The following is a 24,853-nucleotide window of genomic DNA, read 5'->3' on the forward strand; positions in this document are numbered from 1 at the left end:
GACATGGCTCTCAAAGTCGCCATCGTCGGCCGCCCGAACGTGGGCAAGTCGACATTGTTCAATCGCCTCGTCGGCAAGCGCCTCGCGCTGGTCGATGATCGCCCGGGCGTGACCCGCGACCGTCGCTACGCCGACGGCAACATCGGCGACATGGACCTGACGCTGATCGACACCGCCGGCTACGAGGACGTCACCGACGAAAGCCTCGAATCGCGGATGCGCGAACAGACCGAGGCGGCGCTTGAAGACGCGGACCTGATCATGTTCATGATGGACGCCCGCGAGGGTGTCACCGCCCTGGACCGCATCTTCGCCGACAGGCTGCGTCACCAGCACAAGCCCGTCGTACTGCTGGCCAACAAGTCCGAGAGTCGCGAGAGCGGCGGCGGCATCGGCGAGGCCTATGCCCTCGGCTTCGGCGAGCCTGTCGCCATCTCGGCCGAGCACGGCGAGGGCATGGCCGATCTCTACGCCGCCATCGTCGCGGCCAGCGCCGACATCTTCATCGAAGAGGTCGACGAACCCGACAAGCCGATCCGCATCGCCATCATCGGCCGCCCCAATGCGGGCAAGTCGACCCTGATCAACCGCCTGATCGGCGAGGACCGCATGCTGACCGGCCCCGAGGCCGGCATCACCCGCGACTCCATCTCCGTCGACTGGGAGTACGAAGGCCACAACATCCGGCTGGTCGACACCGCCGGCATGCGCCGCAAGGCCCGGGTGCAGGAGAAGCTGGAGAAGCTGTCGGTCGCCGACACCATCCGCGCCATCACCTTCGCCGAGGTGGTTGTGCTGGTCATGGACAAGGACGACGCCTTCGACACCCAGGACCTGCAACTCGCCGATCTCGTCGAGCGCGAGGGCAGGGCGCTGGTCTATGTCGCGGCCAAATGGGACCTTGAGACCGAACCCCAGTCGAAACTGGCCAAGCTCAGCCAGATGGCCGAGGACAAGCTGCCCCAGCTCAAGGGCTCGCCCTTCGTGGCCCTGTCGTCGCACAGCGGCCGCGGCGTGGAGCGGCTGATGCCGGCCGTGCTGCAAGCCCACGCCACCTGGTCGGTCAAGGTCAAGACCAAGGACCTGAACACCTGGCTGGCCCTCGCCACCCAGAGGCATCCGCCGCCCGCCGTCGACGGCAAGCGGATCAAGCCCAAATACATGGCCCAGACCAAGGCCCGGCCCCCGACCTTCGTGCTGATGGCCAGCCGCGCCGAGTCCATGCCCGAGCAGTACAAGCGCTATCTGGTCAACAATCTGCGCGAGTCCTTCGACCTGCCGGGCACGCCGATCCGCCTGATCGTCAAGTCGGGCAGCGAGAATCCCTACGCCCCCGGCGGCTCGAAATCGGGCCCCGAGCGCTACAAGGGCGACGCCAAGACCGCGCCGCGCCGCGTCATCAAGAAGGCCGAGCGCGAGGACCGCCTGTCCAACCTGCCCGGCAAGGCGCTGGAGCAGAAGAAGGCCGGCAAGGGCAAGACCAAGCCGCTGGCGGGCCTCAAGGCCAGCGCCAACAAGAAGGCCGGCTCGTCCGTCGCCGTCCAGAAGGGCGCGCGGGGAGGGGCCAGACAGGTGTCCCGGTCCGGCCGGGTCCGGACAGGCCAGAAGCACGCGCCGAAGAAGTAGGCGGGCGGGACCTCCGGGGGCGGGGCTCCCCGCCTGTGGCCCAAGGTCAGGCGGTCGGCGGCGGCGACCCCACGCCGGCGCTGAGTGCATCCTCCACCGCCGCCAGCAGTCGCCCGGCGGTGATCGGCTTGGCGATATGGCCGTCCGCCCCGGCGTCGCCCGCCGCCGCGACGTGCTCCGGCAAGGTGTTGGCGGTCAGCATCATCATCAGCGTCGGAACCCGGCCTGCCGCCGCTTCCCATTCGCGAATGGCGCGCACCGCGGACAGGCCGTCCAGCACTGGCATTTGCATGTCCATCAGCACCAGGTCGAAGTCGCCGGTCCGGAACGCCTTTACTGCCTCTGCGCCGTCCTCCACGCAGGTCGTGATGGCCCCGGCGCCGGTAAGGATCAGGTCGACAACCTTGCGATTCGTAGCGTGGTCATCCGCCACCAGAACCCTCAGGGCGCCTTCGAACACTTCGGGCAGGTCGGCTTCCACCGGAGCGCTTGCCGGCGTCTCGACACGGACCAGCGGCAGTTCCACCCGGAAGGTCGAGCCCTGACCGGGTTCGCTCGTGCAGTCGATATGCCCACCCATCAACTCGGTCAGTTGCTGACAGATGGCCAGACCGAGACCGGACCCGCCATACCGCCGGGTGATCGAGCCGTCCGCCTGTTCAAAGCGGCGGAAGACACGGGCCCTGTCGGTCGCGTCGAAGCCGACGCCGCTGTCCCTCACGGACAGGCTGAACAGGCTCTCCCGGACGACCTCCGCGCGAACCTCGACGCCCCCCGCATCGGTGAATTTGACCGCGTTGGAGAGAAGATTGGTCAGGATCTGCCGTGTGCGCGTCGGGTCTCCGGCAACCGGCCCGTCCAGGCCGGGGTCGATCGTCAGGTCCAGTCGCAGGCCCTTCTCTTCGGCCTTGAGGCGGGACAGGGCGACCGTGCTCCGGATCGCATCGCCCAGATGGAAGGTGGTATGCTCCAGCGCGATGGCGCCCGACTCGACCCGGGCGAGATCGATGATGTCGGACAGCAGGCGCTCCAGCGTCTGGCCCGACGAGCGGATGATCTCGGCAATCTCGCGCGCCTTGTCGGGCAGGGGCCCGCGGCACAGCAGATCGGCCATGCCCACCACGCCGTTCAGGGGCGTGCGGATCTCGTGACTCATATTGGCGAGGAATTCGCTCTTCGCGTGGTTGGCGGTTTCGGCGGCCGCCTTGGCCGTCAGCAACTCCGCTGCGCCTCGTTCAAGGGCGGCCTCGCGCCGCCTCAGGTCGGTGATGTCGACGGCAATGGAAACGATGCCGCCGTCGGACAGGCGGCGGTCCTCGAAACGGTAGCTGCGGCCGTTGGAAAGTTCCTGCTCATGCGATCCGGTTGCTTCCCGGCGCGCGGCGAGCCGGTCCGCCAGCCATTCCTCCTCCCGGCCAGCGGCTTCGGGATGACGACCGTCCGCCAGATCGGCGCGGAGAAGATCGGCGAAGCTGAGCTCGACCTTCAGGCTGCTCTTGCCGTCATCGTCCGCGCCGCCCGCCGCCACATACTGCCGGTTCCAGATGACCAGGCGGTCGTCGGCGTCATAAAACGCGAGGCCCGCGGGCAGCACCTCCAGCGCTTCCTTGAGATAGCGCAGGTAGGATTCCTTGGCGGCATTGGCTTCCTGCGCCCGCCGGACCGCGAGTTTCAGTCGGGCCTCGCGGCGGTGTTCGGCCGTGACGTCACGCGATGTGGCCAGCAATCGGGCGACCCCGCCGTGCCCATCCCGGACGGGGGATACAACGGTCTGCCACCAGCGCGGTCGGCCTTTTGCCGTCGGGCAATACGCTGTGAACTCGGACGCCTGGCCGCCCCGCGCGTGCTCAAGCGCCGCGGCGATGCGGGGCCTGGCGGCGACCGGCCACAGGTCCTCCCAGCGGCGTCCCTGATTGACGTCGAACCGCTCGATCTCCAGCAGTTCCAAGCCGCGGTCGTTCATGTATTCGACGACGCCGTCCAGATCCAGGATGCGCATGACATCTTGGCTCGCCCGGGCGACGGCGGCGAAATACCCTTCACTGAAATTCAGAAGCAAGAAACTGTCACTCCACCTACCGGAGGACAATCGCGTCAAAATCGCAAAGGCTTGCTAAACGCAGCGATTGGCTGTGCCGTCTAGACCAGCCCCGCCACGCCCGGTCCCAGGCTCCACTCCCTGAAGCTGACCTCCAGCGGCGGCTGCATGTCGCCCCGCGCCAGTTCCACCAGCAGCGGGCCGATGGCCGACGGGTGGATGACGTCCTGCGGATCCTCGCCCGGATAGGCCTGCGCTCGCAGCTGGGTCCGCATCCGGCCCGGATCGACGATGGACACCCGGATCGGCATCGACTCGATCTCGTCGGCCCAGCATTTCATCAGCGCCTCGGCCCCGGCCTTGGTCGCGGCGTAGGCGCCCCAGAACGCCTTGGGCGCGCTGGCCACGCTGGTCGTCACATGGATCACCCGCCCGGCGTCCGACGCCTTCAGCAGCGGCTCCAGCGAGCGGATCAGGCGATAGACCGCGGTGAAATTGGTCTTCTCGACCTTGGCGAAGCCGCGCGGGTCGGCGTGGCTGACCGGCGTCAGCCCCTCGGCGCCCATGGTCGCCGCCGCCTGCACCCAGACGTCCAGCCGCCCGAAACGCTCGAAGATCGCCCCGCCCAGCCGGTCGATAGCCCCGCCGTCCACCAGATCGAACGGGATCAGGGTGGCGTGCCGCCCGGTCGCGGCGAAGATGGCGTCGTCCAGCTCTTCCAGCCCGCCCTGCGTCCGCGCCGTGGCGATGACGTGGGCACCGGCCTTGGCAAGCGCCAACGCGCTCTCGTAGCCGATGCCGCGTGAAGCGCCGACGACGAGGGCGATGCGGTCTTTCAGGGGAAGGTCTGACATGGCGGCCTGATAGCGCGCCGTTTCATCCGCCGAAAGCGAAACCGCCTCAGTAGCCGGGCGCCGGGGTCCACAGGCTGAAGCTGACGCCCTGATCGTCGGAGACCACGACGGACCGGCCCGAGGCGCTGTCCGACGGCACGGCCGCCTTGCCGCCCAGTTCCATCACCCGCTTGCACAGGGCGTCCACGTCGTCGACGCGGAAATACAGGTGGGTGAAGTCCTTGGCCCGCTCGACTTTGGTGAAGCCGAAGGCCGGGTCCGAGCCCTCGACATGGGCATAGGTCGGCTTGGACGCCGCCTCGTCGAAGGTCCAGCCGAACAGGGCGCCATAGAAGGCGCGCGCCTTGTCGACGTCCAAAGTGTCTATCGTGAAGTAGCCAAGCTGGATCATGCGATCCTAAGCGCTCACCAGCAGCGAAAGTTGCCGCGCCGCCACCTCGCGCCCGCCTTCCTCGATCTCCCGATCCAGCAGACGGGTCGGGTATTCGCCGGTGAAATAGTGGTCTGTGAACTGCGGATTGCGCGGATCGCGCGGCCCCGCCTCCATGGCGTCGTACAGGCCGTCGACCGACAGGAAGCCCAGCGAATCGACCTCGAGCTGCGCGCGCATCTCTTCCAGCGTCTTGTTGGCGGCGATCAGCTGGTCACGCTCCGGCATGTCGATGCCGTAGAAGTCCGGCCACAGGATCGGCGGCGAGGCCGAGCGCAGGTGCACTTCCGTGGCCCCAGCGGCGCGGACGGCCCGCACCAGCTTCACCGAGGTCGTGCCGCGCACGATCGAATCGTCGATCAGCACTACCCGCTTGCCCTCGATCACCGACCGGTTCGGGCTGTGCTTCATGCGCACGCCCTTCTGCCGGGCGCCCTGGCTCGGCTGGATGAAGGTCCGGCCCAGATAGTGGCTGCGGATGATCCCCATTTCGTAGGGAATGCCGCTCTCCTGCGCATAGCCCAGAGCCGCCGGCACACCCGAGTCAGGCACCGGCACGACCACATCCGCCTCGACGCCGTGCTCACGGGCGAGACCCCGGCCCATCCGCTTGCGCACGTCATAGACGGACTTGCCGTTCACGACGCTGTCGGGGCGGGAGAAGTAGACGTATTCGAACAGGCAGGGGCGGGCGCCGCGCGTCGGGAACGGCTTCAGCGACTGCAGACCGTCCGCATCGATGACGACCACCTCGCCGTGTTCCACATCGCGCTCGAAGGTCGCGCCGATGGTGTCCAGCGCGCAGGTTTCGGACGCCAGCACCCAGGCGTCGCCGAGCCGGCCCAGCACCAGCGGGCGGATGCCCAGCGGGTCACGGGCGCCGATCATCTTGGACCGGGTCTGGCAGACCAGGGCGTAGCCGCCCTCGATCCGGCCGATGGCGTCGATGAAGCGGTCGACGATCTTGGCCTTCCGGCTGCGGGCGATCAGATGAAGGATGACTTCGGAGTCGGACGTCGACTGGAAGATCGCGCCTTCGCCGACCAGCTGGTTCCGCAGATAGAGGAAGTTGGTCAGGTTGCCGTTGTGGGCGATGGCGATGCCGCCGCTGTCCAGATCGGCGAACATCGGCTGGATGTTGCGCAGGAATGACCCGCCCGAGGTCGAATAGCGGGTGTGGCCGATAGCGGCCGAGCCGGGCATCCGCTCCGACAGGTCCGCCCCGCCGAAGGCCTCGCCGACCAGGCCCTGATGGCGCTCGGTGTAGAAGCGGGCGTCATGGACGCTGGCGATGCCGCAGGCTTCCTGCCCGCGATGCTGCAGGGCGTGCAGGCCCAAGGCGACGATGGCCGAACCAGCGTTGGGCTCCGCGCCCCAGACGCCGCAGACGCCGCATTCGAGGCGCAGCTGGTCGTCATCGGCGTCACGCCAATGTTCGCGGTGAACGACGGGTTCGGCGATGGAATGGCGCATCGTCGGGGCTCCGATGACCGGACTACTACTGGGGGGCGGCGCGCGGGGAGGTAGGCCTGGATTTTGTCGGGGGCAAGGCTTCCTCGTCCGAAAACCCTTTGCTCACGGATGAACTGACCACCGGTGACAGCGCATCCGCGCCCCGTCCGATGCCCGGCAGGATGATCTGGATGGCCCGCGCGGCGCCGGCGGTCAGGGGCCGCAAGGCCGCGTCCGTCAGCCAACGCGGCGTCTTCTCGCCCGGCATCGCCGCCACGACGACCAGATGGATGGCGCCCAGCAGCACCAGCGCGCGTCCGGCCCCGACGAACACGCCGATGAACCGGTCGATGCCGCCCAACTGCGGGTGGGCCTGCGCCCGCTTCGACAGGATCGAGCCGAAGATGCGGACGCCGAAATAGATCAGCAGGAACGAGACCAGCGCCGCAACGATCGTCCCTGCCCAGTCCGGATTGATCAGCCCCCGCCCGATCGGCGCCGTGATGGGCAGGGCCACCAGCGCGATGAACGCCGCCAGCACGAAGCTCAGCAGGGTGATGATCTCGCGCGTGCCGCCCCGCACCCAGCCGGCCGCGGCCGAGGCGAGGATGACCAGAATGGCGATGACGTCGAAACCGGTCATGGGGGCTCGGGAGGAGGACGTTCCGTCCTCAGTAGCGGTTTTGCGAGATTCGTTCGACCGCTTCGGTCAGCCGGTTCACCGAGGTCACCTTCACCCCCTTGTCCTTGACAGTCAGCGGCGGCGACAGGGCTTGGTCGAAGCCCAGCTTCTGCGCCTCCCTTAGCCGCGCCTCGGCCCGACCGACGGCGCGGATCTCGCCCGACAGGCTGATTTCGCCGAATACCACGCAGCCCTGCGGCAGGGGCATGTCGGTCGCCGAACTGACCAGCGCCGCCGCCGCCGCCAGATCGGCCGCCGGCTCGTTGATGCGCAGGCCGCCGGCCACGTTAAGATAGACGTCCTGATCGCCGAAGCCGAAGCCGCATCGCGCCTCCAGCACCGCCAGCACCATGGCCAGCCGCCCGGTGTCCCAACCCACGACCGCCCGGCGCGGCGTCCCGTACGCCGATTTCGACACCAGCGCCTGCACCTCGACCAGCACCGGCCGAGATCCCTCTATGCCTGCGAACACCGCGGCGCCCGGCGCCCGGTCCTTGCCCTCGCCGAGGAACAAGGCGGACGGATTGGCCACTTCGCGCAGCCCCGCGTCGCCCATCTCGAACACGCCGATCTCGTCGGTCGCCCCGAAGCGATTCTTGCCCGCCCGCAGGATGCGGAACGGATAGCCGCGCTCGCCTTCGAAGCTCAGCACCGCGTCGACCATATGCTCGACGACGCGTGGCCCGGCCACCTGTCCGTCCTTGGTCACATGCCCGACCAGCACCACGGCGACGCCTTGCGACTTGGCCAGCCGCACCATCTCGCCGGCGCAGGCCCGCACCTGGGTGACCGAGCCCGGGCCCGCCTCGTGTGCGTCGGACCAGAGGGTCTGGATCGAATCGACGATGACGATGTCGAACTTCTCGCGCTTCAGCGTGCCGAGGATTTCCCGCAGCGCCGTCGCCGAGGCGAGCTCGACCGGCGCCTTCTCCAGCCCCATCCGCTTCGCCCGCGCCCGAATCTGCTCGACCGCCTCCTCACCCGAGATATAGGCCACGCGCCGCCCGGACATCGCCGCCCGTCCCGCCACGTCCAGCAGCAGGGTCGACTTGCCCACGCCCGGATCGCCGCTCAGCAATATGGCCGATCCCGGCACCACGCCGCCGCCGCATACCCGGTCGAACTCCGTCACCCCGGTGACGATGCGCGGCGGCTCGGGCGTGTCGGACTGCAGTGTCTCGAACTGAACCCCGCGCGTGCGGCTGCTCGCCGCCGGTTTCAGCGCGCCGGGCGGGGCCGACCGGCTCTCCTCGACGATCGAATTCCACTGGCCGCACGCGCTGCACTGGCCAGACCACTTGCCGTGGACCGCCCCGCAGGACTGACAAACATAGATTGCACCGTCGCGAGCCATGCTGTTGGCTTACAGGAGTCGGTGCGGGCGGGGCAGGGGGCTCCGGAAACCCTACGACCAATTCTGACGTAGGGCCCGAATGTCCGAGAACACCTTCATGATCCTGTTCGGCGTCACCTGGGTGGCGGCCATGGCGTACGGCCTCAGCGCCTGGCGTCTGCTGGTCCGGGTGCGCAAGCTGAAGGAGACCGGCAAGGCCGCCGACGCCCCGGATCCCTTCACTAATCCGCTGGACGTCTTCGGCTATCTCGGCTGGCTGCTGTCCGGGCGGTACGCCGAGCTGAATGACGAGGTCGCCAGCCGCTGGGCGGCGATCGCGCGGCCGCTGTTCATCGTCGCCGCGCCCCTGATCCTCGCGATGTTCGCCGTCGCCCTGACGCAGTCAGGCGCCCGGTCTCAGCCGACGTAGCGCCGGGGCACGCGCGCGCCCACCGAGGTCAGCAGCTCCCACGCCACGGTCCCGGCCGCGCTCGCCGCCTCGTCCAGCATCCGGTTGGGGCCGAACAGCTCGACCGGATCGCCGACCGCGACGTCCAGCCCCGTCACGTCCACCGCGCAGACGTCCATCGAAATCCGCCCCGTGATCGGCCGCAGCACCCCGCGGACCCCGACCTGCCCGCGCGGGCTGTAGCTGCGCAGCACCCCGTCCGCATATCCCGCCGCCACTGTCGCGATCCGACGCGGCGCATCGGCGACGAAGCCGCGCGAATAGCCCACGCTCTCGCCTGCCGGCACGTCGCGCACCTGCAGCACCTCGGCGGCGAAGGTCGCGACCGGCCGGATGCGCGGATCCGGCCGTCCTTCCGGCCCGCCGCCGTACAGGCAGATGCCGGGCCGGGAAGCGTCGAAGCCGTAGTCCCTGCCCAAGAAGACGCCACCCGAGTTGGCGAACGACCGCACCGTCCCGGGATAGCGCGCCGCCGTCAGGGCAAAGGCCTCCCGCTGCCGCCCGTTCATCGGCTCTGACGGGGCGTCGGCGCAGGCGAGGTGGCTCAGCACGAGATCGAGACCATCGAACGGCTCTGGCGCGTCCTGCGCCCGGAATCCCAGCCGGTTCATGCCGGTGTCGATCTGCAGCCCGCAGCGTCCGCCGCCTGCCGCCTGCCATTCCGCCAGCTGCGCCGGGGTGTTCACCACCGGCCGCAGGTCCGCCTCCCGCATCCGCGCTGCGCGGCCCGTCAGACACCCGTCCAGCACGTAGATCGCAGGCCCCGGCCCCAGCCCCGCGCGCAGGCTCTCGCCCTCCCGGGTCCGGGCCACGAAGAAGGTCCGCGCTCCCTCCCGCATCAGCCGTCCGGCGCAGGCGACCGCGCCCAGTCCATAGGCGTCGGCCTTGACCACCGGATGCACCGGCACGCCGCCCACGGCTTCCAGCGTGCGGTAGTTGGCGGCGAGCGCCTCGAGGTCAATGGTCAATGAGGCCGGGGACGGAGCGGGCATGGCGCATCTAGAGCCAGCCCGTTGTGCGATGCAACACGCTGCGGGGACGAACGCCTCAGAGCCGCGCGAAGGCCTCGCCGTTCGCATCGAACAAGTGAGCCTGCGCCGCCGGGACGCGCAGCTTCAGCGCCTCGCCGGCCGCGGGCCGCGCATCGCCTGGCAGCAGCACCGTCACCGCCGCCTCGCCCGCCTGCAGATAGGCATAGGTCGCGTGCCCCAGCGTCTCGACGAAGGTCACGGTCGCGGCGACCGCGTCGTCCTTGCCGGTTAAGGTCAGATGCTCCGGCCGCACGCCCAGGGTCACCCGATCGCCCGCATTTGCCCGCGACGCGTCGACCGCGACCTTCACACTCTCGCCAGCTGTAGTGCGCACCGTCGCGCCCTTCGCCGAGGCCGTGACGATCTCCGCCGCTAGCAGGTTCATCTTCGGGCTGCCGATGAACTCGGCGACGAACAGGTTGCGCGGCCGTTCGTACAGTTCCATCGGCCGGCCGACCTGCTCGATCACGCCGCCGTTCAGCACCACGATCCGGTCCGCCAGCGTCATCGCCTCGACCTGGTCATGGGTGACATAGACCATCGTGGTCTTCAGCCGCTCGTGCAGGCTGGCGAACTCATATCGCATCCGCACGCGCAAGGCGGCGTCGAGGTTCGAAAGCGGCTCGTCGAACAGGAAGACCTTCGGCTCGCGCACGATGGCGCGCCCGATGGCGACCCGCTGCCGCTGTCCGCCGGACAGCGCCTTCGGCCTGCGCTCCAGATAGTCGGTGATGTTCAGCGTCTCGGCCGCGGCCCGCACGCGCCGGTCGATCTCGGCCTTGTCCAGCTTTGCAAGTTTCAGTCCGAACGCCATGTTTTCATAGACGTTCATGTGCGGGTAGAGCGCATAGGACTGGAACACCATGGCGATGCCCCGGTCGGACGGCGACAGGTCGTTGACCGCACGTCCGCCGATGGCGATCTCGCCGCCGTCCGCCTCTTCCAGCCCGGCGATGGTCCGCAGCAGGGTCGACTTGCCGCAGCCCGACGGCCCGACGAAGACCACGAACTCCCCGTCCGCGATCTCCAGGTCGATGCCCTTCAGCACCTCGGTCGCGCCGAAGCGTTTGGTCACGCCCGTCAGCCGCACGTCCGCCATGTATTCCCGCCTCAAGCTCGTGATCAAGGCAGTGTAAGCGGTTACGGCGTCTGCGCAATGTTGGTGGCAGCCGTCGCGTCCCTTGTCAGGAAGCGGCAACCGCCGCCGAAATCCGCGATAGCCCGTAACTGATCCCGCAATCTAGGTCGTAGGGGTAAATCTCCGCGAGCACTTGGTTGCGACCCAAGGCGTCAAAATCGCCGTTCATGCCCCGGTCGAGTAAGACGCGGCGCTCTGCGTCCCTCCCCCGTTTGACGGCGTCATAGATAATCGCGAAGTCGCGGCCGCCGAAAACGTTGGCGTTCAGCGTCTTGCTCGTATTGTTGACGAATAGGGAACTGGCGGCAAAGGCATTCGCTGCCGCAGCCTCGCTTGCAAGACCACCGACGGTCCCCAAGGCGTCCGCAACCACGCTCAGGGTGCTGGAGCCGCTGTTGCGCTGAACAGTGACGCCGACGAGGTAGTCCTCGCACCGTTGGTCTGAGACCGCGATCAAGGCTGCGGCGAGTTCAGCGTGCTGCAGACTGCTGTCGACCATAGCCAAGGCCAAGGGCGGCGGATTGATATTCCGCCCCAGCGCAGACGGTCCCAAGGTTTGGCACCCGGCTAGCGAGAGACAGGTTGCGGCCAGTAGAAACGGTGACTTCATGACAGCGGCTCCACAACAAATGGTAGAACCTAACCGTATCAAATAGTCCGTCAATCACTGTTATTTGGCGGCGGATGGGCCCGAGCGGCCGACTAGCCGTTCGGCTTCCTGGTGCCTCTGACCTTGCCGCGCGCATCCTTGGGCGCCCACGGACGGTCGCCGCCCTTGGGCTTGCCCTTCCACGGCCGGTCGCCCGCGGCGGCCGGAGCGGCGTCGGCGTCGGAGCGCGGCGCCCAGGGCGTCTTGCCCTCGGCGGACGGCTTCTTGACCCACGGCTTCTTGCCCGGAGGCGTCGGCGTATCGGGGGTGCGCTTGACCCAGGGTTTCTTGCCCTCGGCCGCCGGAGCGGCGGAGTCCTCACGCTTCACCCAAGGCTTCTTCTCGCCCTGCGGACGGTCCTCGCGCGCCTTCCAGGCCGGCTTGTCGCCATCCTCGCGCTTGACCCAGGGCTTCCTCCCCTCGGCCGGAGCAGCAGAGTCCTCGCGCTTCACCCAAGGCTTCTTCTCGCCTTGCGGACGGTCCTCGCGGGCCTTCCAGGCCGGCTTGTCGCCGTCCTCGCGCTTGGCCCACGGCTTCTTCTCGGGGCGATCGCCGCCCGCGCCGGGCTTCTTGTCCCAGCGGCTGACCGGCTTCTCCGACGGACCCGGCTTCACGGCCGGATCGATCTTCACTCCGTCCTCAAGTCCCTGGGCGATGGCGGCCTCGAACTTGGCCTTCATCTCCTGGGTGATCTCGAACTTGGTCTCGCGCTCGAAGATCTTGATCGAACCGATGTCGCGCTTGGTCACATGCCCCAGACGGCAGATGGTCGGCATCAGCCATTTCGGATCGGCGTTCTTGTCGCGGCCGATGTTGATGCGGAACCACGCCATGTCGCCCCCGCGGGCGAAGTCCGTATAGGGCACGTCCGCCTGGCCCTTGTCGTTCTTGCCGGTGGCCTGCTGGCGCTTCATCCGCTCGTCGTCATAGACCTCTTCCGGCGCCGGCAGCTTCTGTTGGTACAGGCGGATCAGGGCGGCCGCGATCTGCTCGGGCGTGCTCTTCCCCAGCAGCTGCCGGCCCATCGCCAGCATGTCCTCGTCCTCGACCGGAGCAGTCAGAACCGGATCGGCCAGCATCCGCTTGCGGTCGTTCTCGACGATCATCTCGGCGCTCGGCGGCCCCGACCACTCGGCCGTGATCCCGGCCGAACCCAGCATCAGCTCGACCTTGCGGCGGCGCGTATAGCTGACCAGCAGGACCGAGACGCCCTTCTTGCCGGCTCGGCCCGTACGGCCCGACCGGTGCAGCAGGCCGGCCTTGTTCACCGGTATCTCGGCGTGAATGACCAGACCCAGATCGGGCAGGTCCAGACCGCGCGCGGCCACGTCGGTGGCGACGCAGACCCGCGCATGGCCGTCCCGCAGCGCCTGAAGCGCTTCCGACCGCTGGCTCTGCGTCAGTTCGCCGGACAGGCCGACGACCGAGAAGCCGCGCTCGCGCAGGCTCGACGTCAGATGCTTCACCCGCTCGCGCGTGTTGGCGAAGACCAGCGCGCCCGGGGCCTCGAAGTATCGGAGCACATTGACGACAGCCAGTTCGACCTCGTTCGGCGCGACCCGGATGGCCTTGTATTCGATGTCGGCGTGCGATCCCGCGCCCGCGACCGTGTCGATCCGCAGCGCGTCCTTCTGATAGGTCTTGGCCAGTTGCACGATGTCGCGCGCCAGCGTCGCCGAGAACAGCAGGGTTCGGCGCTCGGCCGGGGCCGCGTCGAGGATGAAGGTCAGGTCTTCCTGGAAGCCCATGTCCAGCATCTCGTCGGCTTCATCCAGCACGACGGCCTGCAGCGTCGACAGGTCCAGCGCGCCGCGCTCGACGTGGTCGCGCAAACGGCCGGGCGTGCCGACGACGATGTGGCAGCCGCGGTTCAGCGCCTGCCGCTCGACCTTGGGGTCCATGCCGCCGACGCAGGAGACGATCCGCGCCCCGGTCTGGGCGTACAGCCACTGCAGCTCGTTCGACACCTGCAGCGCCAGCTCACGGGTCGGGGCGATCACCAGCGCCACCGGCGCACCGAACTCCGCGAACTTCTCCGCCTCGCCCAGAAGGGTCGGGGCCAGCGCCAGGCCGAAGGCGACGGTCTTGCCCGAACCGGTCTGCGCCGAGACCAGCAGATCACGTCCAGAGCCATCTTCGTTCAGAGAGGCCTCAAGAACCGCGGACTGAACCGGCGTCGGCTCGGCATAGCCACGGGCGGAAAGCGCGCGGTCGAGCGCGGGATGACTGGCGGGGAAGGGCATGGGGCGGTCCAATAGCACGATTCAGCGCGCGAACGGTCGGCGCGGAGAGCGGCGGACGGCGGCCTGTAGGGGGAGATAACGGCGAAATGGTGGATGCGACAGGGATTGAACCTGTGACCCCCTCGGTGTGAACGAGGTGCTCTCCCGCTGAGCTACGCATCCATCAATCGGGGAGGCGGGGACATAGCTTGCTCGTCCCGTGCTGGCAAGCGTCAGATGCCCGCCGCCTTCACGGCGTCCGGCGTCTCCGCGTCCGGGTCGCCGGGCAGCCAGGCGACGCGTCCGTCGTAGATGTCCTCGTCGAGAATCCGCTCCTCCCGCGCCACCAGCACCGGGACCAGCATCTGGCCCGTCACATTGGTCGCGGTTCGCATCATGTCGATGATCCGGTCGATGGCGACGATGTAGCCGATGCCCTCCAGCGGCAGGCCCGCCGTCGACAGCGTCAGGGTCAGCATGACGATGGAGGTGCCGGGCACACCCGCCGTGCCCAGCGACCCCAGCACCGCCGTCAGCCCGATCAGCACATACTGGGTCAGGCTCAGGTCGATCTGGAAATGCTGGGCGATGAAGATGGCCGCGATGGCCGGATAGATGGCTCCGCAGCCGTCCATCTTGACGTTGGCGCCCAGCGGCACGGCGAAGGCGGCATAGGCCTGCGGCACGCCCAGCCGCTCGACCGTCTGGCGCAGGGTGATCGGCAGGGTGCCGAGCGAGGACGACGTCGCGAACGCCGTCTGCTGCGCCGCGAAGGCCCCGCGGAAGAAGCTGCGCACCTTGAGCCCATGCAGCTTCAGCAGGCCGGAATAGACCACCAGAATGTGGAACAGGCAGGCGGCGTAGATGGCGAAGATGAACTTGCCCAGCGGCAGCAGCGCCTCCCAGCCGTAGCCGCCCACCACCGAGCCGATCAGGCCGAACACCCCGAACGGCGTCAGCTGGATCACCCAGCGTGTAATGCGGAAGATAATGCTCGCCCCCTCATCGACCAGCCGCCGCACGCCTTGCGCCCGGTCGCCCAGCGCCACCAGCGCCGCGCCGACCAGAGCCGAGAAGAATATGATCTGCAGCACCTTGCCCTCGCTGAGGGCGGCGAAGGGATTCGTCGGCACGATGCCGATCAGCACGTCCAGCGGCGTCGGGATTTCCCGCGCCTTCACCTCGCCCAGCGGCAGGTTCTCCAGCCCCAGCCCCGGGTTGATCAGATGGCCGAAGGCGAAGCCGACCAGCACGGCCAGCAGGGAGGTGATGGCGAACCACACCAGCGTCCGCACCCCCAGCCGCACCGCGCCGACGCCTTCGCCCAGTTTGGCGATCGACGATGCGATGGTGAACAGCACCAGCGGCGCCACCACCATCCGGATCAGGTTCAGATAGACGTCGCCGATCGGCTGCAGCCAAACCTCGGCGCGCTCACGCAGGATCAGGCCCGCGACGATGCCGAGGGCGAAACCGGCGGCGGTGCGCTGCCAGAGGGGAATGGCGAAGAAGCGACGGAACATTGGACGGCCGGGGAGGGGAAGGGGCCGCTCAGATGTTGGTTCCCCGCCCGAACCGCAACCGCTTCGGCTGCAATTCCGGCGGGGATGGCCTCACCGGGGCCCGTTCAGCGCCGCGAACACCGCCGCATACTCGCCCCGGTCCGCCGCGCCGCTCAGGAATTTCACCCGCTCGACGAGGATTTCGTCGTGCCCGCCCGCCTCGAACAGGGCGAGGCTCTCCGCCGTGAATTCGGCCAGCGGCATGGAGTTTGGGTTCTCCGCATGGCCCGGCATCAGGTCCGTCGCCACCGCCGGCGGGCCCCATTCGATGACCTCGACACGGGTGTCCTGCAGCTGATGTCGCAGCGACTGGCTCCACGAATGGATCGCCGCCTTGGTCGCCGAATAGGTCGGCGTCGCCGCCAGCGGCACGAAGGCCAGTCCCGACGAGACGGTGACCACGCTGGCCCGCGCCTTCGACTTCAGATGCGGCAGCAGCGCCGCCGTCAGCCGGATCGGCCCCAGCAGATTGATGGCCACCGTCTGTTCGGCGATGTCGAGGTCGATCCCGTCCTCGGCCACCATGATCCCCGCGTTGTTGATGACCACGTTGAGGTCCGGGTGGGCGGCGATGACCCGCGCGGCGAAGGCCTTCACATCGGCGGCGTCCGCCACGTCGAGGGTCTCGAAGGCCATACCGGAGTTGGCGGCCGTGACCGCCTCCAGCGCCTCGCGCCGGCGTCCGGCGATGATGACCTTGGCGCCGCGGGCGTGCAGCGCCTCGGCCATGGCCTTGCCGATGCCCGAGCCGCCGCCGGTGATCAGAATGGTGTCGTTGCGGGTGTCCATGGGTGTTCTCCGTCGATTGGATTTCCGACAGCCGCTGATCTAAACCCTACACTTACGATCAGAAAGTAGGCACCGAAACGTGCTGTAGTTACCCAAGAGAGAGTCATGGCTGACGCTGCCCCTCAGGCTCACCACTCCCCCGCCCATCCGCCGCTCGGCCCCCGGATCGAGGCGCTGGTCAACGAGGTCATCGGCCGCGTCGCCGACAAATGGACCATGATCTTGCTCGAGGTGCTCGAGGAACACGGCGAGCTGCGCTTCACCCGCATCGGCGAACTGGCCGGCGGAATCAGCCAGAAGATGCTGACCCAGACCCTGCGCCAGATGGAGCGCGACGGCCTCGTCATCCGGACCGTCCACCCCGTCATCCCGCCCAAGGTGGAATACCGCCTCACCGACATGGGCCACAGCCTGTCGGAAGCCTTCTGCGGCGTGTGGAGCTGGGCCGAGACTCACCTCGATCGCATCGAGACCGCGCGCTCCGCCTTCGACGCCGCGAAGCAGGCCTGACACCCGCATCGCGGGGTGGGGGCGCTTCCTTTGCAGAATCCGTGGCGCGGGCTAGCGTCGCCGCATGATCGACACGCCCGCACCTCGCTCCGCCTCCTCCGACGCCGCCGCTCCTGCCGATGTCGGGACGCTGCAGTGGTTCGTGTTCGGGCTGTTCTTCATCTTCGGCGGCATCACCAGCCTCAATGATGTCCTGATCCCCAAGCTCAAGGAGCTGTTCGAGCTCAACTATTTCGAGGCCATGCTGATCCAGTCGGCCTTCTTCGCCGCCTATTTCATCGTCTCCCTGCCGGCGGCCCTGCTGATCCGCCGCACCGGCTATCTCAGGGGCGCGGCGCTCGGCCTGCTGGTCATGATGGGCGGCTGCCTGCTGTTCCTGCCCGCCGCCAACACCGGCCAGTTTCCGGCCTTCCTTGCCGCCCTGTTCGTGCTCGCCTCGGGCGTGACCATCGTTCAGGTCGTGGCCAATCCGCTGATCTCGATGCTGGGCGAGGCGAAGTCCGCCTCCAGCCGCCTCACCTTCGCCCAGGCCTTCAACTCGCTGGGCACCACCGTCTTCCCCTACGTCGGCGCCATCGTCATCCTCGGCACGCTGGCGACCGTCGATCCGTCGACCCTGACCGGCCCGGCCCTGACCGCCTACCGGGCACAGGAGACGCAGGTCATCACCTGGGCCTATCTGGCCATCGCCGCCGCCATTTTCGTCGTCGCCGCCGTGGTCTGGATGAACCGCCGCCGCCTGACCGAGGACCACGGCCCCGCCGTCAACGTGGCCCAGGCCTTCGCCCTGCTGAAGCGACCCCGCTTCGCCTTCGGCTCGCTCGGAATCTTCGTCTATGTCGGCGCCGAAGTCGCGGTCGCCAGCATCATGGTCAACTATCTGATGCAGGCCGACACCCTCGGCCTCGCCGCGCGTCAGGCGGGTGAACTGCTCGTCTTCTACTGGGGCGGAGCCATGGTCGGCCGTTTCATCGGCGCCGCCGTCCTGCGCGTGGTCCAGCCGTGGATCGTGCTGGCGACCGTCGCCTCCGGCTCTATCCTGCTGCTGTCGCTGTCGGCCCTGACCGGCGGGACCGTCTCCGGCGTCGCCATCCTCGCGGTCGGCCTGATGAATGCGATCATGTTCCCGACCATCTTCACCCTGGCCTCGGTGGGGCTCGGCAAGCGGGCCGCCGAGGGCTCGGGCATCATCTGCATGGCCATCGTCGGCGGCGCCCTGATCCCGCCCCTGACCGGCGCCGTGGCCGACGCCTCGACGCTCCGGGTGGCCCTGATCGTGCCGATCGTCTGCTACGCCGTCATCGTCGCCTTCGCGACTTACTGCCGCCGCTCGTCCGCCGCCGCGGTCGAGACCCCGGTCGAGCCCTACTGAGCCGCGATCAGCCGCCCGACCGCCGCCTCCAGCTCCGCGAACCGGTCGATCAGCACGTCGCCGCCCAGCTCCGCCGCCGGGATGGGCGTATAGCCGAAGGTCACCACCACGCACGGCACCCCTGCGTTCTTCGCCGCCTGCACGTCCGGGGCCCCGTCGCCCACCATGATGCTCCGGGTCGGATCGCCGCCGGCCATCTGCACGGCCTCGCGCACGTGCGCTCCGTCCGGCTTGCGCGCCGAGACCCGGTCCGGCCCGCAGACCACCGCGAAATGCCGGCCCAGCCCCAGCGCCTCGATCAGCGCCACCGACAGGTCCGTCCGCTTGTTCGTCGCCACGCACAGAATCGCCCCCCGCGCCGCCAGCCGGTCCAGCGTCTCCACCACCCCCTCATAGGGCTGGCTGTGCACGGCGATGTTGGCCAGATAGTCGTCGAGGAATTCCTGCAGCAGGGCAGGGGCCTGCGCGTCCTCCCAGACCGCGCCGGCCTCCTGGAACCCGTGTCGCAGCAGCGCCAGCGCCCCATGCCCGACCAGATGCTGCGCCGCCTCGACGGGCATCTGCGCAATGCCCCGCGCCGCCAGCATCCGGTTCAGCGTCCCGATCAGGTCCGCCGCCGTCTCCACCAGCGTCCCGTCCAGATCGAAGGCGATGGTCCAGCCGTCCAGATCCCGCTCAGCCATCGTCCTCTCCCGCCGGTCGCCCCAATGGGCTAGACCGACCGAACGCCTAACCGCCGGACCGATTCATGACCAGCACCCCGCATCCACGCGCAGCCATCATCCTCGCCGCTGGCCAGGGCACGCGGATGAAGTCGCCCCTGCCCAAGGTGCTGCACCCCGTCGGCGGCCGCGCCATGCTGGACCACGCCATCGACGCCGCCGAGGCCCTCGGCTGCGAGCGGATCGTGGTCGTCGTCGGCGCCCACTCGCCGGAGGTCCGCGACCACGTCGTTAAACGGCTGGGCGAGGACGCCATCGCCGTTCAGGACCCGCCGCTCGGCACCGGCCACGCCGTCCGCGCCGCCGAGGCGGTGCTGGGCGAATTCGTCGGTCAGGTGGTCATCACCTACGGCGACGTGCCCCTGCTGACCGCTGCCGACATCGAGCCGGTCTTCGCCGCCCACGACGGCGTCACCGTCATCGGCTTCGAGGCCGCCGACCCCGGCGCCTACGGCCGCCTCGTCATGGACGGCGACCAGCTCGCCGCCATCACCGAGGCCAAGGAGGCGTCGCCCGAGGTTCTGGCCCTGACCGCCTGCAACTCCGGCGTCATGGCCGCCCCCGTCGGCCTGTTGTTCGACCTGCTGCGCGAGGTCCGCAACGACAACGCCAAGGGCGAATACTACCTGACCGACGTGGTCGAGCTGGCCCGCAAACGCGGCGCCCCGACCCGCGCCGTCTTCGCCCCCGAAGACGCCGTCATGGGCGTCAACGCCCAGTCCGAACTTGCCGTCGCCGAGACCCTGTTCCAGCGGGCGAAGCGGGAGGCCCTGATGGCCGCCGGCGTCACCATGCCCGCCCCCGACACCGTTCATTTCGCCTTCGACACCGAGGTCGGCGGCGGCACGACGATTGAGCCCTATGTCGTCTTCGGCCCCGGCGCGAAGATCGCCTCCGGCGCCCGCATCCGCGCCTTCAGCCATGTGGAGGGCGCCACCGTCGCCGCCGGCGCCGAGGTCGGCCCCTACGCCCGCCTGCGCCCCGGCGCGGATCTCGGCGAGAAGGTCAAGGTCGGCAATTTCGTTGAGGTGAAGAACGTCCGCATGGCCGCGGGCGCCAAGGCCAACCACCTCGCCTACCTCGGCGACGGCGACGTCGGCGCCAGGGCCAACATCGGGGCCGGGACCATCTTCTGTAACTACGACGGCTTCTTCAAACACCGCACCACGGTGGGCGAGGGGGCCTTCGTCGGCTCCAACAGTTCTCTCGTCGCCCCCGTGACCATCGGCGCCGGCGCCATGGTCGGCTCCGGCTCGGTAATCACGAAGGACGTCGACCCCGGGGACCTCGCCCTCGGCCGCGGCGAACAGAGCGCCAAACCCGGCTGGGCCGCCCGGTTTATGGACGCCATGCGGGCGAAGAAGGCGGCGAAGAAATGAGCGCGGACACCCAGAAACGTCTCGCCGGCGAAGCCGCCGCCCTCCGCGTCGAGGCGGGCATGACCGTCGGCCTCGGCACCGGCTCCACCGCGGCCTGGTTCGTGAGGGCCCTGGCCGCCCGCAACCTGACCGGCCTCCGCTGCGTCCCGACCTCCGAGGCCACCGCCGAACTGGCGCGCGAACTCGGCCTGCCGCTCTCCACCCTGGAGGACTCTCCCCGCATCGACCTGACCGTCGACGGCGCCGACGAGGTCGGGCCCGGCCTCGCCCTGATCAAGGGCGGCGGCGCGGCCCTGCTGCGCGAGAAACTGGTCTGGGAAGCCTCGGCCCGCTGCCTCGTCATCGCCGACGCCGCCAAGGTGGTTCAAACCCTCGGCGCCTTCGCCCTGCCCATCGAGGTCGTCGCCTTCGGGCACAAGACCACCGCCAACCGCATCGCCGACGTCCTGATTGACCACGAGATCGCCATGCCGGCCCGGGTCAGGACCGCCGACCGCGGCCTCGTCCGCACCGACGGCGGCAACCTGATCTATGACGCGAAATGCGGCGCGGTCCACGATCCGGCCCGGCTCGCCGACGACCTGAAGCTGATCACCGGCGTGGTCGAGCACGGCCTGTTCCTCGACCTCGCCGACGAGGCGATCATCGGCACCGACGGCGGCGTCGAGCTGCTGACGCCCTGACCGGCCGGCGAACTACTCCGCTTCTTCGTCCTGCAGCGTGTTGTGCGCCCGGTGGATTGAGTCCGCGATCTCCGTCCGTCCGGCCCGCAGGTTCTTGCGGGTCCGCTCGGCGTCGTAGAGGCCGTTCAGATAGGCCTGGTCCCAGGCGGTCAGCCCGTCCGCAGCGTCCGGCGTGTCGAACACGTTCAGGATCGAGGCGTAGCGGCTGGTGTCCGCGTCCGGATCGATCTGCGCCAGGGTGACCATGGCCACATAGTCCGCCAACTGCTGGCCGGACACCCGACCCACCTGATCGATGTCGAGGATCACGACGGTGCGGAAGATGTAGTCGACGATCTGGGTCTGCAGGCGCGAGGCCGCGAACACCTGGACGATGGGGGCCATGTCCAGCGGGTTGTCGCACGAGTTGCGGCACTCGCCGGGAATCCGGGTCGCCCGGCCGCCGGTCTCGGCGTCCGTGGGCATGCTGACCTGCCACCACCGCACCGGGGCGTCGGAGCTGACGAATTCGCCCAGCGCGTCGCCGCCGCGATCCATACCCGAGCCGCCCATGCGGAAGGCCTGCCGCCGCTCTTCCACCAGCTGGCGGGCGAGTGCGTCCGGATCTGCCGAGGCGACGATGATCACGTTCGGCGTGCATCCGGGCTCTCCCGGAATGACCCCGAGGTCCTCGGCGACGGTCGAGACGCGGTCGATGATATATTGCGCGGGTTCGGCCCTCAGATTGGCCACCCCGATGCAGATGCGGTCGTCCCAGCGGGCCAGTCCGCGCCGGTTGTTCGGCTCCGCCACCTCGTTGACGAAGCTGCGGATCATGGTGTCGAGCGGCCGTCCGGTGACCTCGATCTCGCCCAGATCGGCCGGCTCCTCGCCCGGAGGAGTCTGGGGTGCGGTCTGGGGCGCCGGCGGAACCTGCGGGGTCTGCATCGGCGCGGCGGCCAGCAGGGCGGCGAAAGCGATCACAACCATAGGCCACATCCTTGTCAGCCGTTCGCCCGGCAGTATGCGCCCCTCCACAGGGCGGTCAAGCTGGTCGCCCTTGCTCCCCCTGACGCCGGACCCTAAGTCGGTCGCGCGCAACGGAGCCGACGCCTCATGGCCGATTACGACTACGACCTCTTCGTCATCGGCGCCGGCTCGGGCGGCGTCCGCGCCGCCCGCCTGACCGCCCTCGGCGGCAAGCGCGTTGGCATCGCCGAGGAGTTCCGCGTCGGCGGCACCTGCGTCATCCGCGGCTGTGTGCCCAAGAAATTCATGGTCATGGCCTCCGAGGTCAGCCACGCCCTGGAGATCGCCGAGGGCTACGGCTGGTCCTTCGAGGGGACAAAGTTCGCCTGGCCGACCTTCCTCCAGGCCAAGGACGTCGAGATCGCCCGCCTGTCCGGCATCTACGCCGCCAACCTCGGCAAGGCCGGCGTCGACCTGATCCACGGCCGCGCCGTCCTCAAGGACGCCCATACCGTCGAGATCGTCGGCAAGGACCAGACCATCACGGCCGAGAAGATCCTCGTCGCCACCGGCGGCCGGCCCTGGAAGCCCGAAGACGTCCCCGGCATCGAAAACGCCATCACCTCCGAAGAGGCCTTCCACCTGCCGGAGCTGCCGAAACGCATCATGATCGCGGGCGGCGGCTATATCGCCGTGGAGTTCGCCGGCATCTTCGCCGGCCTCGGCGTCGAGACCACCCTGATCTATCGCGGCCCCAACATCCTGCGCGGCTTCGACGACGACGTCCGCGCCCATCTCGCCGGCGAGATCGAGAAGCGCGGCATCAAGGTCATCCTTGGCTGCCAGCACACCTCGCTGGAGAAGACCGACACCGGCATCGTCAACCACCTCGGCAACGGGATGGCCATTGAGACCGACGTGGTCATGTTCGCCACCGGCCGGGTCCCGCACGTCAAAAATCTCGGCCTCGAGGCGGCGGGCGTGGAGCTGAACGAGCAGGGGGCCATCAAGGTCGACCCCTATTCGAAGACCACCGCCGACAACATCTGGGCCATCGGCGACGTCACCGACCGGATGAACCTGACGCCCGTGGCGATCCGCGAGGCCGTCGCTTTCCACGAGACGGTCTACCGCAACAACCCGGTCCATTTCGACTATGAGGCCGTGGCCACCGCCGTGTTCAGCCAGCCGCCCGTCGGCGTCGTCGGCCTCAGCGAGAGCGAGGCCCGCCACACCTGCCCCGGCGCGGTCGATGTCTACGCCACCCGCTTCCGGCCGATGAAATACGCCTTCACCGGATCCGACGAACGCGTGCTGATGAAACTGGTCGTCGACGCCACGAGCCAGCGCGTCGTCGGCGTCCACATCGTCGGCCCCGAGGCGCCCGAGATGATCCAGCTCGCCGCCATCGCCGTGAAGGCCGGCCTGACCAAGGCCCAATGGGACGCCACCTGCGCCGTCCACCCCACGATGGCCGAGGAACTGGTGACCCTCAAAGAGAAGCAGTCCCAGAACACCAACGCAGGGTAGGAGGGCCGTGCGGCACAACGGTTCATTGTCCCCACACGCCGCTCCGCCTATCTTGGCCGCATGAGTACCCGCTGGACCCCTGATAGCTGGAGACAAAAGCCCGTCGTGCAGATGCCGACGGACTATCCGGACATGGCCGCCCTGCATCGTGTCGAGGACGAGCTGCGCGCCATGCCGCCGCTGGTCTTCGCCGGCGAGGCGCGCCACCTGACCGCCAAACTGGCCCAGGTCGAGGCCGGCGAGGCCTTCCTGCTGCAGGGCGGGGATTGCGCCGAGAGCTTCAAGGAATTCTCGACCGACAACATCCGCGACACCTTCCGCCTGATCCTGCAGATGGCCGTGGTCCTGACCTTCGCGGGCCGCAAGCCGGTGGTGAAGGTCGGCCGCATCGCGGGCCAGTTCGCCAAGCCGCGCTCGTCCTCGCTCGAGACCATCGGCGGCGAAACCCTGCCCAGCTACCGCGGCGACATCATCAACGGCATGGCCTTCACGCCGGAAGAGCGCGTGCCGGATCCGCAGCGATTGATGCGCGCCTACAACCAGTCGGCCTCGACCCTGAACCTGCTGCGCGCCTTCGCGGGCGGCGGCTACGCCGACCTCTACAACATCCACCGCTGGACCATGGGCTTCGCGGCCGACAGCGCCTACGGGGCCAAATACCGCGACCTCGCCGACAAGATCACCGAGGCCCTGGCCTTCATGGAGGCGGTCGGCGTCACGCCCGAGAGCCATCCGGACCTCAGCCGCGTTGAAGTCTTCACCTCCCACGAGGCTCTGCTGCTGAACCTCGAGAGCGCCCTGACCCGTCTCGACGGCGCCACCGGTGAATGGTTCGACACCTCGGCCCACATGGTGTGGATCGGCGAACGCACCCGCCAGCTGGACGGCGCCCACGTCGAGTTCGCCCGCGGCATCCGCAATCCAATCGGGTTGAAGTGCGGTCCGACCATGGAGCCGGACGACCTGCTGCCGCTGATCGACGCCCTGAACCCGGACAACACCCCCGGCCGCCTGACCCTGATCGGCCGCTTCGGCGCGGACAAGGTGGGCGACCGCCTGCCGCGCCTGATGAAGGCGGTGAAAGCCGAAGGCCGCCGCGTCGTCTGGTCGATCGACCCGATGCACGGCAACACCCTCAAGGCCGGCAACGGCTACAAGACCCGGCCGTTCGAACGCATCCTGTCCGAGGTGCGCGGCTTCATCGACGTGGCCGAGGCCGAGGGCGTTCACCCCGGCGGCGTCCATCTCGAAATGACCGGCCAGAACGTCACCGAATGTCTCGGCGGCGCCCAGGCCCTGACCGAGGACGACCTGTCGAGCCGCTACCACACCCACTGCGACCCGCGCCTCAACGCCGATCAGGCGCTGGAGCTGGCCTTCCTCGTCGCCGAACGGCTCAAGGCCGGACGGCGCGCCCAGTCCGAGGCAGCCTGA

The 24,853-nt window shown here is 68.7% G+C and carries 22 protein-coding genes and 1 tRNA gene; 8 read left to right on the forward strand and 15 right to left on the reverse strand.

Going from position 1 to position 24,853, the window contains the following annotated elements; all coding sequences use genetic code 11:
* Nucleotides 1-3 precede the first annotated feature (3 nt).
* Nucleotides 4-1,626 carry a ribosome biogenesis GTPase Der gene (der, locus tag GGQ87_RS11935; RefSeq protein ID WP_168048047.1) on the forward strand — a complete coding sequence of 541 codons (1,623 nt, stop codon included), beginning with the start codon at nucleotides 4-6 and terminating at the stop codon, nucleotides 1,624-1,626.
* Between the two features lie 46 nt (nucleotides 1,627-1,672).
* On the opposite strand, the gene GGQ87_RS11940 is transcribed toward der, so the two are convergent.
* From GGQ87_RS11940 to radA, 6 genes are read right to left on the reverse strand one after another with little or no spacing between them, the layout of a single operon-like run.
* Entirely contained in the window at nucleotides 1,673-3,724 is a 2,052-nt protein-coding gene (locus tag GGQ87_RS11940; protein WP_342448358.1) for a hybrid sensor histidine kinase/response regulator, read from the reverse strand.
* Nucleotides 3,725-3,765: 41 nt separating this feature from the next.
* Entirely contained in the window at nucleotides 3,766-4,518 is a 753-nt protein-coding gene (locus GGQ87_RS11945) for an SDR family NAD(P)-dependent oxidoreductase (protein ID WP_168048051.1), read from the reverse strand.
* 46 nt (nucleotides 4,519-4,564) lie between these two features.
* A complete protein-coding gene (locus tag GGQ87_RS11950) occupies nucleotides 4,565-4,909 on the reverse strand; it encodes a VOC family protein (protein ID WP_168048053.1) in 345 nt (114 codons plus the stop codon).
* A gap of 6 nt (nucleotides 4,910-4,915) precedes the next feature.
* Nucleotides 4,916-6,421 (reverse strand): amidophosphoribosyltransferase, encoded by a 1,506-nt coding sequence (purF, locus tag GGQ87_RS11955; RefSeq protein WP_168048055.1) that lies wholly within the window; start codon nucleotides 6,419-6,421, stop codon nucleotides 4,916-4,918.
* A 25-nt stretch (nucleotides 6,422-6,446) separates the two neighbouring features.
* Nucleotides 6,447-7,043 carry a CvpA family protein gene (locus GGQ87_RS11960; RefSeq protein ID WP_168048057.1) on the reverse strand — a complete coding sequence of 199 codons (597 nt, stop codon included), beginning with the start codon at nucleotides 7,041-7,043 and terminating at the stop codon, nucleotides 6,447-6,449.
* A 28-nt stretch (nucleotides 7,044-7,071) separates the two neighbouring features.
* Nucleotides 7,072-8,436: a DNA repair protein RadA gene (radA, locus tag GGQ87_RS11965; protein ID WP_168048060.1), complete on the reverse strand. Its 1,365-nt coding sequence runs from the start codon at nucleotides 8,434-8,436 to the stop codon at nucleotides 7,072-7,074.
* A 79-nt stretch (nucleotides 8,437-8,515) separates the two neighbouring features.
* Between radA and GGQ87_RS11970 the strand changes: the two genes are divergently transcribed.
* A complete protein-coding gene (locus GGQ87_RS11970) occupies nucleotides 8,516-8,845 on the forward strand; it encodes a hypothetical protein (RefSeq protein ID WP_168048062.1) in 330 nt (109 codons plus the stop codon).
* Here GGQ87_RS11970 and alr read toward each other — a convergent pair.
* The 7 genes from alr to GGQ87_RS12005 form a co-directional block, all read right to left on the reverse strand.
* The gene (alr, locus tag GGQ87_RS11975) at nucleotides 8,833-9,876 is read right to left on the reverse strand and encodes an alanine racemase (protein WP_168048064.1); all 1,044 of its coding nucleotides are present in this window, start codon (nucleotides 9,874-9,876) and stop codon (nucleotides 8,833-8,835) included. The two genes, GGQ87_RS11970 and alr, sit on opposite strands and share 13 nt — an antisense overlap.
* Nucleotides 9,877-9,931: 55 nt before the next feature.
* Nucleotides 9,932-11,014, reverse strand: a complete 1,083-nt coding sequence (locus GGQ87_RS11980; RefSeq protein WP_168048066.1) for an ABC transporter ATP-binding protein — start codon at nucleotides 11,012-11,014, stop codon at nucleotides 9,932-9,934.
* Nucleotides 11,015-11,099: 85 nt separating this feature from the next.
* Entirely contained in the window at nucleotides 11,100-11,663 is a 564-nt protein-coding gene (locus GGQ87_RS11985; protein ID WP_209282552.1) for a putative periplasmic lipoprotein, read from the reverse strand.
* A gap of 92 nt (nucleotides 11,664-11,755) precedes the next feature.
* Nucleotides 11,756-13,945 (reverse strand): DEAD/DEAH box helicase, encoded by a 2,190-nt coding sequence (locus GGQ87_RS11990; protein ID WP_168048070.1) that lies wholly within the window; start codon nucleotides 13,943-13,945, stop codon nucleotides 11,756-11,758.
* Nucleotides 13,946-14,032: 87 nt separating this feature from the next.
* Nucleotides 14,033-14,107: transfer RNA gene (locus GGQ87_RS11995), tRNA-Val, on the reverse strand.
* Between the two features lie 50 nt (nucleotides 14,108-14,157).
* Nucleotides 14,158-15,447 carry a dicarboxylate/amino acid:cation symporter gene (locus GGQ87_RS12000; protein WP_168048072.1) on the reverse strand — a complete coding sequence of 430 codons (1,290 nt, stop codon included), beginning with the start codon at nucleotides 15,445-15,447 and terminating at the stop codon, nucleotides 14,158-14,160.
* Between the two features lie 90 nt (nucleotides 15,448-15,537).
* Nucleotides 15,538-16,275 carry an SDR family oxidoreductase gene (locus GGQ87_RS12005; RefSeq protein ID WP_168048074.1) on the reverse strand — a complete coding sequence of 246 codons (738 nt, stop codon included), beginning with the start codon at nucleotides 16,273-16,275 and terminating at the stop codon, nucleotides 15,538-15,540.
* Nucleotides 16,276-16,380: 105 nt separating this feature from the next.
* Here GGQ87_RS12005 and GGQ87_RS12010 point away from each other — a divergent pair, with 105 nt between their 5' ends.
* Entirely contained in the window at nucleotides 16,381-16,785 is a 405-nt protein-coding gene (locus GGQ87_RS12010; protein ID WP_168048076.1) for a winged helix-turn-helix transcriptional regulator, read from the forward strand.
* Nucleotides 16,786-16,849: 64 nt separating this feature from the next.
* Nucleotides 16,850-18,157, forward strand: coding sequence for a sugar MFS transporter (locus GGQ87_RS12015; RefSeq protein WP_168048078.1), 1,308 nt, complete (start codon nucleotides 16,850-16,852; stop codon nucleotides 18,155-18,157).
* Here GGQ87_RS12015 and GGQ87_RS12020 read toward each other — a convergent pair.
* Nucleotides 18,151-18,840, reverse strand: a complete 690-nt coding sequence (locus tag GGQ87_RS12020) for an HAD-IA family hydrolase (protein ID WP_168048080.1) — start codon at nucleotides 18,838-18,840, stop codon at nucleotides 18,151-18,153. The genes GGQ87_RS12015 and GGQ87_RS12020 overlap by 7 nt on opposite strands.
* Before the next feature lie 65 nt (nucleotides 18,841-18,905).
* On the opposite strand from GGQ87_RS12020, the gene glmU reads away from it, so the two are divergent.
* Nucleotides 18,906-20,258, forward strand: coding sequence for a bifunctional UDP-N-acetylglucosamine diphosphorylase/glucosamine-1-phosphate N-acetyltransferase GlmU (gene glmU / locus GGQ87_RS12025; protein ID WP_168048082.1), 1,353 nt, complete (start codon nucleotides 18,906-18,908; stop codon nucleotides 20,256-20,258).
* Nucleotides 20,255-20,941: a ribose-5-phosphate isomerase RpiA gene (gene rpiA / locus GGQ87_RS12030; RefSeq protein WP_168048084.1), complete on the forward strand. Its 687-nt coding sequence runs from the start codon at nucleotides 20,255-20,257 to the stop codon at nucleotides 20,939-20,941. Before glmU ends, rpiA begins: the two co-directional genes overlap by 4 nt.
* Before the next feature lie 12 nt (nucleotides 20,942-20,953).
* Here rpiA and GGQ87_RS12035 read toward each other — a convergent pair whose 3' ends face one another.
* Nucleotides 20,954-21,910 (reverse strand): hypothetical protein, encoded by a 957-nt coding sequence (locus GGQ87_RS12035; RefSeq protein WP_168048086.1) that lies wholly within the window; start codon nucleotides 21,908-21,910, stop codon nucleotides 20,954-20,956.
* Nucleotides 21,911-22,036: 126 nt separating this feature from the next.
* Here GGQ87_RS12035 and gor point away from each other — a divergent pair, with 126 nt between their 5' ends.
* A complete protein-coding gene (gene gor / locus GGQ87_RS12040) occupies nucleotides 22,037-23,419 on the forward strand; it encodes a glutathione-disulfide reductase (protein WP_168048088.1) in 1,383 nt (460 codons plus the stop codon).
* A 60-nt stretch (nucleotides 23,420-23,479) separates the two neighbouring features.
* Nucleotides 23,480-24,853 (forward strand): class II 3-deoxy-7-phosphoheptulonate synthase, encoded by a 1,374-nt coding sequence (locus GGQ87_RS12045; RefSeq protein WP_168048090.1) that lies wholly within the window; start codon nucleotides 23,480-23,482, stop codon nucleotides 24,851-24,853.

The organism is Brevundimonas alba, from assembly GCF_011927945.1.
In the GTDB taxonomy this organism is placed as follows: Bacteria; Pseudomonadota; Alphaproteobacteria; order Caulobacterales; family Caulobacteraceae; genus Brevundimonas; species Brevundimonas alba.